We start from the raw sequence: 12,757 nt of genomic DNA, 5'->3' as shown, positions 1-12,757 counted from the left end.
ATGTACGCCGACTAATGTTAACCCTCTGGAGCTGTTAGTGTCCTCATTGCCGGTCGCCGTCGTTCTTCCTGAGCTTCTCGCTGCCTTACAACATGCCCCGCAGGTTTTGCTTAACGCGCCTACGGGGGCGGGTAAATCTACCTGGCTGCCATTGCAGATCCTTAAAGAGGGGAAGATTGCCGGGAAAATTATCCTGCTGGAGCCGCGCAGGCTGGCCGCGCGCAACGTGGCGCAGCGCCTGGCGGAACTGCTGAATGAAAAACCGGGTGAAACGGTAGGCTACCGGATGCGCGCCGAAACCTGCGTCGGCCCGTCCACGCGGCTTGAGGTGGTCACCGAGGGCATTCTTACCCGCATGCTGCAAAACGACCCGGAGTTGAACGGCGTCGGGCTGGTGATCCTGGATGAATTCCACGAGCGCAGCCTGCAGGCCGATCTGGCCCTCGCGCTGTTGCTCGACGTTCAGCAGGGGCTGCGCGACGATCTGCGGCTGCTGATTATGTCGGCAACGCTGGATAACGAGCGGCTACGACAGGCATTACCCGATGCGCCGGTCATCAGCTCAGAAGGAAGGGCATTTCCTGTTGAGCGTCGCTATCAGCTGCTTCCTGCCCATCAGCGCTTTGACGAAGCGGTAGCTATTGCCACTGCTGACCTGCTTCGCCAGGCGCCCGGCTCGCTGCTGCTGTTTTTGCCCGGCGTGGGGGAGATTCAGCGCGTGCAGGAGCGGCTGGCCTCCAGGGTGGGCAGTGACGTACTGCTTTGCCCGCTCTATGGCGCCCTGTCGTTGACCGAGCAGCGTAAAGCTATCCTTCCCGCCCCGGCGGGGCAGCGTAAAGTCGTCCTGGCAACCAACATTGCCGAAACCAGTTTGACCATCGAAGGCATTCGCCTGGTGGTGGATAGCGCGCAGGAGAGGGTGGCTAGCTTTGATCCGCGCACCGGGCTGACTAAACTGCTGACACAACGCATCAGCCAGGCGTCAATGGTGCAACGCGCGGGCCGTGCGGGGCGTCTTGAGCCGGGTATTTGCCTGCATTTGACCAGCGCGGAGCAGGCTGAACGCGCGGCACAGCAAAGCACGCCGGAGATTTTACAAAGCGATCTCTCCGGGCTGGTGATGGATCTCCTGCTGTGGGGCTGCCCGGATCCTGAACAGCTCACCTGGCTTAATCCACCGCCTGTCGTGAATCTCGCCGCCGCGCGCAACCTGCTCACCCAGCTTGGCGCGCTGGAAGGTGAACGTCTGACGGCGCGCGGCCAGAAAATGGCTGCGCTGGGCAACGATCCGCGTCTGGCGGCGATGCTGGTGGCCGCGCAGGGCGAAGATGAAATTGCCACAGCGGCGAAACTGGCGGCTATTCTTGAGGAGCCGCCGCGCGGAGGCAGCAGCGATCTGGGGCAGGCGTTTTCGCGCAATCAGGGAAACTGGCAGCAGCGGGCGCAGCAGCTGTGCAAACGCCTGAACTGCCGGGGCGGTTCACCTGACGGCGATAAGATTGCCTCCCTTCTGGCGCTGGCCTTCCCGGACAGGATTGCGCGCCGCCGCGGGCTGGATGGACGCTACCAGCTGGCAAACGGCATGGGGGCGATGCTGGACAGCGATGATGCCCTGACGCGACATGAATGGCTGATCGCGCCGCTCCTGCTTCAGGGCAGCCAGTCTCCTGATGCCCGTATTTTACAGGCGATTGCCGTGGACATAGATGCCCTGACGCGTACCTGCCCGCAGCTGCTCCAGCAATCGGACATCGTGGAATGGGATGACGCTCAGGGGACGCTAAAGGCGTTTCGGCGTAGTCAGATTGGCAAACTGATCCTCGGGACGAAACCGCTGGCGAAGCCGTCGGAAGAAGAGTTACACCAGGCAATGCTGAACGGCATTCGGGAAAAGGGCCTTAACGTTCTGAACTGGACGCCGGAAGCTGAACAGTATCGCATTCGTTTGCACTGCGCCGCGAAGTGGCTTCCGGAATACGGCTGGCCCGCGGTGGATGATGAGACGCTGCTCGCGACGCTTGAGCAGTGGCTGCTGCCGCAAATGAGCGGCGTGCACTCTCTGCGCGCCCTTAAGGCGCTTGATGTTAAGACTGCGTTACAGAATTTACTGGACTGGTCATTACGTCAACGTCTGGATAGTGAGCTTCCTGGGCATTACACTGTGCCCACCGGGAGCCGGATTGCCATTCGTTATCATGAGGATAATCCTCCGGCGCTGGCGGTTCGGATGCAGGAGATGTTTGGTGAGGCAACCACGCCGTCTATTGCGGAAGGGCGGGTGCCGTTGGTGCTTGAGCTGCTCTCGCCTGCGCATCGTCCGTTGCAGATCACCCGCGATCTGGGGGCGTTCTGGGCCGGGAGCTACCGTGACGTGCAGAAAGAGATGAAGGGACGGTATCCCAAACACGTCTGGCCGGACGATCCGGCGAATACGGCGCCGACGCGGCGGACGAAGAAGTATTCCTGACAGGAAAGTCTTGCTGTTTATTTTGAGAGATTTCTTCTTCCACAGACCTGTGAAAGAAAGGAAAATCTGGCCTTTGCGCCTGAAAGTTGCGGAGAAAAAGCATGGCGGGGAATGACCGCGAGCCAATAGGACGTAAGGGAAAACCCGCGCGTCCGGCGAAAGAAAAAGTAAGCCGTCGTCGCCTCAGAGATGAGGAGTATGACGATGACTATGAAGACGATTATGAGGATGAAGAACCGATGCCGCGTAAAGGAAAAGGCAAAGGGCGTAAGCCTCGTGGGAAGCGCGGCTGGTTCTGGCTGCTGCTGAAGCTGTTCATTGTTTTTGTTGTGCTGATCGCGATTTACGGCGTGTATCTGGATCAGAAGATCCGCAGCCGTATCGACGGGAAAGTCTGGCAATTGCCTGCGGCAGTGTATGGTCGCATGGTGAACCTTGAGCCGGACATGTCCATCAGCAAGAACGAGATGGTGAAACTGCTGCAAGCTACGCAGTATCGTCAGGTCACGAAAATGACCCGCCCGGGCGAATTTACCGTCCAGGCGAAGAGCATTGAGATGATCCGCCGCCCGTTCGACTTCCCGGACAGCAAAGAGGGGCAGGTGCGCGCGCGTCTGACCTTTGACGGCGATCGGCTGGAAACCATTGAGAACATGGACAATAACCGCCAGTTCGGTTTCTTCCGTCTTGATCCGCGTCTGATCACCATGCTCTCGTCCGCCAATGGCGAACAGCGCCTGTTCGTGGCGCGTAACGGCTTCCCGGATCTGCTGGTGGATACCCTGCTGGCAACCGAAGACCGCCATTTCTACGAGCACGATGGTATCAGTCTCTACTCCATCGGCCGTGCGGTGCTGGCGAACCTGACTGCGGGCCGTACCGTGCAGGGGGCGAGTACGCTTACCCAGCAGCTGGTGAAGAACCTGTTCCTCTCCAGCGAGCGTTCTTACTGGCGTAAAGCCAACGAAGCGTACATGGCCGTGCTGATGGATGCGCGCTACAGCAAGGATCGTATCCTTGAGCTGTACATGAACGAGGTGTACCTCGGCCAGAGCGGCGATAACGAGATCCGCGGCTTCCCGCTGGCGAGCCTGTACTACTTTGGCCGTCCGGTGGAAGAGCTCAGCCTTGACCAGCAGGCGCTGCTGGTGGGCATGGTAAAAGGGGCGTCCATTTATAACCCGTGGCGCAACCCGAAACTGGCGCTGGAGCGTCGTAACCTGGTACTGCGTCTGCTGCAACAGCAGCAGGTGATTGACCAGGAATTATACGACATGCTTAGCGCACGTCCGCTGGGCGTGCAGCCGCGCGGTGGGGTGATCTCTCCGCAGCCTGCTTTCATGCAGATGGTGCGCCAGGAGCTGCAAAGTAAGCTCGGTGATAAGGTCAAAGATCTCTCCGGCGTGAAGATCTTCACAACCTTTGACTCGGTAGCCCAGGACGCGGCAGAAAAAGCGGCGGTTGAAGGGATCCCGGCGCTGAAGAAGCAGCGCAAGCTCTCCGATCTGGAAACCGCGATGGTGGTGGTTGACCGCAATACCGGTGAAGTTCGCGCGATGGTGGGCGGCGCAGAGCCGCAGTATGCGGGCTATAACCGTGCCATGCAGGCGCGTCGTTCGATTGGCTCTCTGGCTAAACCGGCGACCTATCTCACCGCGCTGAGCCAGCCGAATATGTATCGCCTGAACACCTGGATCGCCGATGCGCCAATCTCCCTGCGTCAGCCTAACGGCCAGGTCTGGTCACCACAGAACGATGATAAACAGTTCAGCGGCCAGGTGATGCTGGTGGATGCGTTAACCCGCTCCATGAACGTACCTACGGTTAACCTCGGTATGGCGCTGGGCCTGCCGGCCATTGTCGATACCTGGCAGAAGCTGGGCGTACCGAAAGATCAGCTGCACCCTGTTCCGGCGATGATTCTGGGGGCGCTTAACCTGACGCCGATCGAAGTGGCGCAGGCGTTCCAGACCATTGCCAGCGGGGGTAACCGCGCACCGCTCTCCGCGCTGCGTTCGGTGATTGCTGAAGACGGTTCCGTACTGTATCAGAGCTTCCCGCAGGCCGAGCGTGCCGTTCCTGCTCAGGCAGCCTACATGACGCTGTGGACGATGCAGCAGGTGGTGCAGCGCGGTACGGGTCGTCAACTGGGTGCGAAGTATCCGGGCCTGCATCTGGCGGGTAAAACCGGGACCACCAACAACAACGTTGATACCTGGTTTGCCGGTATTGATGGCCGTGAAGTGGTGATCACCTGGGTAGGCCGTGACAACAACCAGCCGACCAAACTTTACGGGGCGAGCGGGGCGATGTCGATTTACCAGCGCTACCTGGCGAACCAGTCACCTGTGCCGCTGAACCTGGTCGCGCCGGAAGATATCGTCGATATGGGCGTGGATGGTTCCGGGAACTTTATCTGCGGCGGCGGGATGCGTACCCTGCCGGTCTGGACGACCAACCCGGACTCACTGTGCCAGCAGAGCCAGCCTGAACAGCCAACGGGCAACCCGTTCGATCAATCTTCTCAGCCGCAGCAGCCGCAGCAACAACCGGCCCAGCAGCAGAACGAGAAGAAAGACAGTGATGGCGTGGCCGGCTGGATCAAGGATATGTTTGGTGGGAACTAATTAATTCCCTGAATAAAAAGCCGCTTTAATATAAAGCGGCTTTTTTGTTTTTTACATTCTGCAATTTTTAAAAATATTAAACATCTAATTTAGAATTTTTAAGTTCTCATTTTTTTCATCTAAAACATGCATTTGAAATCTTCTACATGTTGCGTAACTTTATCCTCTCTGGACACAATGAAGAATAATCTGATGTAATCGCCATAAGAAATTCACTGGCTCAAAGGATATTCCTATTTAGTCAGTCATGTGTAACATGCTGGATAACATTTCGACTCAAAATATTTGTAGTACGAATGGATGCCACAATTGTCAAATATAAGGATATTTTTCATGAACAAAAAAATTGTCTCTGCATTTTTAGCCGGAAGCGTTATGGCCGCGCTGTCTCTGCCTGTATTTGCGTCAAACGATTCCGGTACGGTGAACTTCGCCGGAAAAATTGTTGCCGATACCTGTGAAATTAACGTTGATGGCACAGGGACTAACGCTTCCACCGTCACTTTCGCAGATACCTATCCTTCGGATTTTGGCGCTGACGGTACGGTTGGCACCTCAAAAGCCTTTAAGATTGAAGTGAAAAAATGTGACCCGCTGGTCGCTAAACTGAACCTCAAGTTTAGCGGCACGACAACAGACGCCGCTAACAAGCGCTTGAAGAACGATCTGACTGGCGCAGGCAATGCGACCAACGTTGGCATCATCGTCAGCAATGAGAACGGCGTTAAAGGCGATGTTGTTTTCGACGGTTCAGTACCGGATGCGGGTACCGATGTGAATAACGACGCGACCGGGGCAACGGCTTCTGTCTTTAACTACACCGCGAAAGTGATTCAGGTGGGGGACACCGCGCCAACCGCGGGCCATTACTCCTCCTCTGCAACATTCGAGGTTGTCTATCGCTAAGCAATGACGGGCAGCCTGAACGGCTGCCTTTTTGGAACATTGTATGAAGACTTTATTTAAATTGTTATGTGGTTGTTTAATTATTTCCTGCTGTTCAGTACAGGCAAGTGTTGTTCTCGGTGGTACGCGAATTATTTATCCATCGAATAAATCAGAAGTTCAGATAGCACTTAAAAATAAAGATTCGCATACACGTTATCTGGTGCAAAGCTGGGTCACTTACCCCAATGATGCGAAAGCGCCGTTTATTATTACTCCCCCTGTTTACAAATTGCAGGAAAATCGTCAAACCCTTTTGCACGTTATTTTTACCGGCGATAAAAAAAACCTGCCCGTAGACCGGGAATCTCTGTTTCTGGCAAACGTTAAATCCGTATCGGCACTCTCGCCGGAGCTGAAAGAGAAAAACACGCTGCAATTTGCGATGAAAACGCGCCTGAAGCTTTTCTGGCGTCCGGCTCAGCTGAAGGAAAGCGATGCCCTGGAAGCCTACGCAAAAATCACATTCAAGCGTCAGGGCGACACGCTAATTGCAAACAACCCGACACCGTTTTACGTCTCGTTTGGCGAGCTGGCCGTTGGTGGGAAAAGTGTTCCGGTGAAAGAGACCAAAACCACGCCAGGCGCCATTTTAATGATGGTGGCTCCGTTCAGCGAGCAGCGTTTCGCGTTACCGAATTCAGCAAAGGGCGCGGTGACCTGGACGGCAATCAATGATTTCGGTGGGCAAACCCCGCAGCGCAAGCAGGCTCTTTAAATCATCATGTTGGTGTTTTATGTCGTCATCTCTGCTTCACAAACAGGTACTGTACGGAATCGCGCTGACGCTGCTCGCCGCGATCCAGCCTGCAAGTGCTGATGACGAATTTAACCTGCGGATCCTTGAGCTGGATACGCCCCTCGAAAATACCTCTACATTAAAAAACTTCATTAACGATAATGGGCTACTTGCCGGAAGCTACCTTACGACTGTTATGTGGGATCGGGACGTTGTGGATAAACGTCCCATCGCTTTCGTGCTGTCTGACGATAAACAGCGCCTGCTGCCGGAGCTGACGAAAGCGGATCTGCGCGATTACGGCGTGAAAGTCGACACGATCCCGGACTTAAAAGATCTGGATGACGGCGCTTACGTCCGCGATATCTCCCATTTCATTGAAAATGCCCGTTACGAATACAATCAGGATGACCAGACCCTGAAGCTGGTCATCCCGCAAGCGTATCGCGACCATGCTGCCGCTGGCGCGATACATCCAAAATTCTGGGATGACGGCGCGCCTGCCGCCTGGACAAGCTATCAACTCAGCGGTTCTCAGCAGCACTACAGTTCGGGCAAAACCTCGTCGACCTGGCTTGGCCTGGAGTCGGGGATTAACCTTGGGGCGTGGCGGCTGCGGAATAACAGCACCTGGAGCGACGCTTCCGGCTGGGAGGCCATTGCCAGCACGTTACAACGCGACATCAAAACGCTGAAAAGCCAGCTTGAGATTGGTCAGACATATACCAATGGTGAACTTTTTGACAGCGTCCAGATGACCGGCGTGAAGCTGGAAACGGATACTTCTATGCTGCCTGTTAGTCAGCAGGGCTTTGCCCCCGTCGTACGCGGTATTGCCAATAGCGATGCGAAAGTCACTATCAAGCAAAACGGCTACACCATCTATCAGACAAACGTCTCGCCGGGGCCGTTCGAGATCCGCGATTTAAGCCAGGTCACATCCGGAGCCGATCTGGAAGTGACCGTCGAAGAGGCGGACGGCAGCGAGCATAGCTTCATCCAGGCCAGCGCGTCGGTGCCGGTGCTGCAGCGGGAAGGCGGCTTTAAGTATTCGCTGGCCGCAGGGCGCTATCGCGGTAATGAAGGTGAAGACGAACCCACCTTTGCGCAAGGCACGGCCATCTATGGTCTGCCTTACGGTGTCACGGCGTATACCGGCGCGCTGGGGGCATCACTGTATCACGCGCTGCTGCTGGGGCTCGGTGCCGATCTGGGGCATTTCGGCTCCGCCTCTGTCGACCTCACGGCCGCGCGTACCGCGTTTGATGACGGGCGTGACGATGCCAGCGGTTTATCCTGGCGGGCGCAGTATTCAAAAGATATTCCCGATACGGATACCACCGTCACGCTTGCCAGCTATCGCTACTCCACATCGGGGTTCTATACCTTTCAGGAAGCTATCGATCAGCGTGACAGCGAAATCGATGACGGCATTTATACCTACCGCAGAACTAATAACCGCCGTAGCCGCATGCAGCTCAACCTTTCCCAGCGGGTTTCTGACTGGGGCTCGGCCTATCTTAACGGCTATCAGCAGGACTACTGGGATATGGACGGCCATGAGCGCAGCGTCAGCGCGGGGTTCAGCTCCAGCTGGCGCGACATCACCTGGTCGATAAGCTACAACCTGACCCGCACGCCAGATGCCGATACCGACCGGCAAATGGCGTTGACGGTCAACATTCCGTTATCAAAGTGGCTGCCGAATTCCTGGGCAACCTACAGTGCTAATACCTCCAGTGGCGGATTTGTCTCGCATCAGGTCGGGCTCGGCGGTACCGCGCTGGAGGACAATAAGCTGAGCTACAACCTTCAGCAGAGCTATGCCAATCAGAATACGGGCTACGGCGGCAGCCTCTCCGGTCGTTACCGGGGGGCTTCCGGCGAGGTCGGCATGGGGTACAGCTACGGTGGCGATAACCGGCAATGGAACTACAGCGCTCAAGGATCGATTGTGGCCCACGAACATGGCGTGACGCTGGGGCAGCCCGTACGCGACGCCTTCGCCATTGTGCACATTAAAGATGGTGATAACGTCAAAGTGCAGAACGGACGTGGCATCACGACGGACCGTTTTGGTAACGCGATCGTTCCTTCTCTGACGGCCTACCGGCACAACGTCATCACCGTGAATACGCAGGATCGGGAAGATATTGATATCGACGCGGCAACGCTGGATCTCGTGCCGACGAAAGGGGCGGCAGTGCCGGCCACGTTCGACGCGCGCGTGGGGCGGCGAGCGCTGGTGACCCTGCTCTATGCGGGTAAGCCCGTGCCGTTTGGTGCCGTGGTGGCGCTGGATAACACCACGGCCATCGTGGGTGATGACGGTGAGGTTTACCTGACCGGGCTGTCCGGCAAAACAACGTTTAGCGTGCAGTGGGGAGAAGAGCGCGATCGGCAGTGTCACGGGACGCTGGATCTTCCCTCGCACAGCGCGGCAGGGATCGTGAAAGCCACGGTCAACTGCCTTAACTGAGGTATCTCATGAACCTACGTCGTATCGTTAACACATTCCTGCCACCGGTAATGCTTGTGCTGGCAGGGGCATTTTGCCATTCAGCCCGGGCAGATTGTACCTTCAACGGCAGCGCTGACGCGGATGCCGTGGTGACGTTTCAGCTTCCCCCGGTCATTATTGTCGCCCCCGACACGCCCGTCGGCACCGTGCTTTATGACGCCAGCGTCGAGAGTAAAGCGGTGACGGTGGATTGTAGCGGTGACGCGCAAATTCGTCGCGGATATTTGTATCTCACGGCGGCAGATGCGCGCGAAGATGTGATGAGCGGAGTTTATCAGACTAACGTGCCGGGTATTGGCATCCGCGCGGCGTCGTCAACCGAACGGTTTCCCGGTTACACTGAGCAGGATATTGTCCGGCCCATGCACTTTGTGGGATCGATCCATGGCTATTCGACAAGTACATCTGTATTCCGCGCCGCTGCCCAGCTGGTCGTCACGGGCGCTATCCAGGAGGGCGATCTTGATACCTCACGGTTAACCTCAATGGATATCATGGGCAACGCGCCGATCGGTGAAATGCGCTTCTCTCCCACCACTATTCGCATCACCACAAACACCTGTAACCTGGTCAATCGCAACATCTATGTGCCGCTGAAAACGGTCAATACCCAGGACTTTAGCGGCCAATACTCTGACATCCTCACGGACGGCAGCTTTAAGATTGAGATCACCGACTGCGCGGCAGGCACAAAGGTGGATTATCAGTTTACCAGCGCGGGATCAACGGGCGTCACGAACGGCAATATTTTGGGGATCGCCTCCGGAGATTCCGCCGCTGAAGGCGTCGGCATTCAGATCCTTGACCAGAATGATACTGTACTGCAGTTCGATCGGAACTATACGGCGATAACCGGCACGCAGGACAACGTTCCTGTCGAGATCCCACTCAAGGCTCGCTACGTCAGGACGGGGGAGATAAAAGCCGGCAAAGTCGATTCTGTCGCGACGTTCGAGCTCTTTTACCGTTGATTCATCCTGCCCGCTCTGGCGGGCTAAGGATCATTTCACTAACTTCGTTAACCCTCTCTTTTCATCTGGTTAATTCTTAAACCCTTAAATCTTGTAGGGCCGCTTACTGCTTGCTATGCAACCAGCGTTTCGCATATTATTCTGCGGTCATAATAATAATTCTCGTTTACGTTATCATTCACTTTTCCATCAGAGATAAACATGGCGCTTTCCAATACTGCTCAGCCAATTAACACGTCGCTGCGTAAAGTCGCGGTTGTCGTAGCCACAGCGGTTGCCGGCATGTCTGCATTTGCTCACGCTGCCGAAACCCCGAAAAAAGAAGATACTATTACCGTTACCGCTGCACCTGCTGCACAGGAGAGTGCCTGGGGACCTGCTGCGACTATCGCCGCTCGCCAATCTGCGACCGGTACCAAAACAGACACCCCAATTCAAAAGGTTCCACAGTCTATTTCTGTGGTAACGGCCGAAGAGATGGCGCTGCATCAGCCACGTTCCGTTAAAGAAGCTCTGAGCTATACCCCGGGCGTTGCAGTAGGCACCCGTGGTGCTTCCAATACTTACGACTACCTGGTTATTCGCGGTTTCGCGGCCGATGGCCAGAGCCAAAATAACTACCTCGACGGCATGAAAATGCAGGGGAACTTCTACAACGACGCGGTAATTGACCCGTACATGCTGGAGCGCGCCGAAATCATGCGCGGTCCGGTTTCCGTTCTGTACGGTAAAAGCAGCCCAGGCGGCCTGCTGAATATGGTAAGTAAGCGCCCAACAACCGAGCCGCTGAAAGAGATCCAGTTTAAAGTGGGTACCGACAGCCTGTTCCAGACAGGCTTTGACTTCAGCGATGCGATCGACGATGACGGTGTCTATTCATACCGCCTGACGGGCGTTGCGCGCTCGAACAATTCGCAGCAGGAAGATAAGGGCGAGCAGCGTTATGCCATCGCGCCATCCTTCTCCTGGCGTCCGGATGACAAAACCACCTTCACGTTCCTCTCCTACTTCCAGAACGAGCCTGAAACGGGCTACTACGGCTGGCTGCCAAAAGAGGGGACGGTTGACCCGCTGCCAAACGGCGATCGTCTGCCGACTAACTTCAATGAAGGCGCGAAGAACAACACCTATTCCCGTAACCAGAAAATGGTGGGATACAGCTTCGACCACGAATTCAACGATACTTTCACCGTGCGTCAGAATCTGCGCTTTGCCGAGAACAAAACCTCGCAAAACAGCGTTTACGGCTACGGCATGTGTTCCGATCCGCTCTATTCGAGTAATCCGGCATCCAGCCCTTGCGCGAGCATTCCTCAGTCACAATGGGGGCATACGCTGACTCGCCAGTATGTGATCGATGACGAGAAGCTGCAAAACTTCACCGTTGATACGCAGCTTCAGAGCAAGTTCGCGACGGGGGCTCTCGACCATACTCTGTTGACAGGCGTTGATTTCATGCGCATGCGTAATGACATTAACTCCTGGTTCGGCTACGCCGGCTCCGTTGCGCCATCCGATATTTACGATCTCGATCGTGGCGATTTCGATTTCGGTTCACACCCTGGACCGTCTGGTGCTTACCAGGTGCTGAACAAGCAGAAGCAGACCGGCGTTTACGCTCAGGATCAGATCGAATGGGATAAAGTGCTGGTGACACTGGGCGGCCGTTACGATTGGGCCGATCAGGAGTCCTACAACCGCGTATTAAATACCACCGCCAAGCGTGATGATACTCAGTTCACCTGGCGTGGCGGCGTTAACTACCTGTTCGACAACGGGGTAACTCCTTATTTCAGCTACAGCGAATCCTTTGAACCGGCTTCCCTGACCGACGCTCAAGGTAAACCATTCTCACCGTCTAAAGGCAAACAGTACGAAGCGGGCGTGAAATACGTGCCTAACGATCGTCCGATCGTGATCACCGGTGCGGTATATCAGCTGACCAAAACCAACAACCTGATGGCTGACCCAACTGGCTCACCCTTCTCCGTTGAAGGCGGCGAGATCCGCGCCCGTGGCGTAGAGCTGGAAGCCAAAGCGGCGTTATCTGCCAGCGTGAACGTTGTCGGTTCTTATACCTATACCGATGCGGAATACACCACCGACACCAACTACAAAGGCAACACGCCGGCGCAGGTGCCAAAACATATGGCATCCCTGTGGGGTGATTACACGATGTTTGATGGCCCACTGTCTGGCCTGACGCTGGGTACCGGCGTGCGTTATACCGGCTCCAGCAAAGGTGACCCGGCGAATAGCTTCACTGTTGGAAGCTATACACTGGTTGATGCACTGGTCCGATACGATCTGGCGCGTGTCGGCATGGCCGGATCAAACGTCGCGCTTCACGTGAACAACCTGTTCGATCGTGAGTACGTTGCCAGCTGCTTCAACACCTACGGTTGCTTCTGGGGTGCTGAACGCCAGGTTGTCGCCACCGCGACCTTCCGCTTCTAACCTCTTTATGGGCACGGTTCGCCGTGCCCT

General features: G+C 56.0%; 7 protein-coding genes. All 7 read left to right on the top strand.

Annotated elements, in window-relative coordinates; translation table 11 throughout:
- Positions 1-37 precede the first annotated feature (37 nt).
- The 7 genes from hrpB to fhuA all read left to right on the top strand — a co-directional run bounded on the left by hrpB (position 38) and on the right by fhuA (position 12,727).
- Entirely contained in the window at positions 38-2,467 is a 2,430-nt protein-coding gene (gene hrpB, locus ACMWL8_RS09985) for an ATP-dependent helicase HrpB (protein ID WP_045259484.1), read from the top strand.
- Positions 2,468-2,568: 101 nt separating this feature from the next.
- Positions 2,569-5,094, top strand: coding sequence for a bifunctional glycosyl transferase/transpeptidase (mrcB, locus tag ACMWL8_RS09980; protein WP_045259485.1), 2,526 nt, complete (start codon positions 2,569-2,571; stop codon positions 5,092-5,094).
- Positions 5,095-5,427: 333 nt separating this feature from the next.
- Positions 5,428-6,000 (top strand): fimbrial protein, encoded by a 573-nt coding sequence (locus tag ACMWL8_RS09975; RefSeq protein ID WP_045259486.1) that lies wholly within the window; start codon positions 5,428-5,430, stop codon positions 5,998-6,000.
- Between the two features lie 43 nt (positions 6,001-6,043).
- A complete protein-coding gene (locus ACMWL8_RS09970; RefSeq protein ID WP_045259487.1) occupies positions 6,044-6,757 on the top strand; it encodes a molecular chaperone in 714 nt (237 codons plus the stop codon).
- A 19-nt stretch (positions 6,758-6,776) separates the two neighbouring features.
- Positions 6,777-9,257 (top strand): fimbria/pilus outer membrane usher protein, encoded by a 2,481-nt coding sequence (locus ACMWL8_RS09965; RefSeq protein WP_045259488.1) that lies wholly within the window; start codon positions 6,777-6,779, stop codon positions 9,255-9,257.
- A gap of 8 nt (positions 9,258-9,265) precedes the next feature.
- Positions 9,266-10,270, top strand: coding sequence for a fimbrial protein (locus ACMWL8_RS09960; protein WP_082070996.1), 1,005 nt, complete (start codon positions 9,266-9,268; stop codon positions 10,268-10,270).
- 201 nt (positions 10,271-10,471) lie between these two features.
- Positions 10,472-12,727, top strand: coding sequence for a ferrichrome porin FhuA (fhuA, locus tag ACMWL8_RS09955; protein WP_045259489.1), 2,256 nt, complete (start codon positions 10,472-10,474; stop codon positions 12,725-12,727).
- Positions 12,728-12,757: the final 30 nt, after the last annotated feature.

The organism is Enterobacter sp. 04-C-12-SI-ECC, from assembly GCF_047530715.1.
GTDB classification, from domain to species: Bacteria; Pseudomonadota; Gammaproteobacteria; order Enterobacterales; family Enterobacteriaceae; genus Enterobacter; species Enterobacter bugandensis.
Note: the sequence above shows the minus strand (reverse complement) of the source record. Positions and strands in the feature narration are given on the sequence as shown.

Excerpts from the sequence above, each read along its gene's own strand:
- mrcB (WP_045259485.1), top strand. The coding sequence starts at position 2,569 with ATGGCGGGGAATGACCGCGAGCCAATAGGACGTAAGGGAAAACCCGCG.
- ACMWL8_RS09975 (WP_045259486.1), top strand. The coding sequence starts at position 5,428 with ATGAACAAAAAAATTGTCTCTGCATTTTTAGCCGGAAGCGTTATGGCC.
- ACMWL8_RS09970 (WP_045259487.1), top strand. The coding sequence starts at position 6,044 with ATGAAGACTTTATTTAAATTGTTATGTGGTTGTTTAATTATTTCCTGC.
- ACMWL8_RS09965 (WP_045259488.1), top strand. The coding sequence starts at position 6,777 with ATGTCGTCATCTCTGCTTCACAAACAGGTACTGTACGGAATCGCGCTG.
- ACMWL8_RS09960 (WP_082070996.1), top strand. The coding sequence starts at position 9,266 with ATGAACCTACGTCGTATCGTTAACACATTCCTGCCACCGGTAATGCTT.
- fhuA (WP_045259489.1), top strand. The coding sequence starts at position 10,472 with ATGGCGCTTTCCAATACTGCTCAGCCAATTAACACGTCGCTGCGTAAA.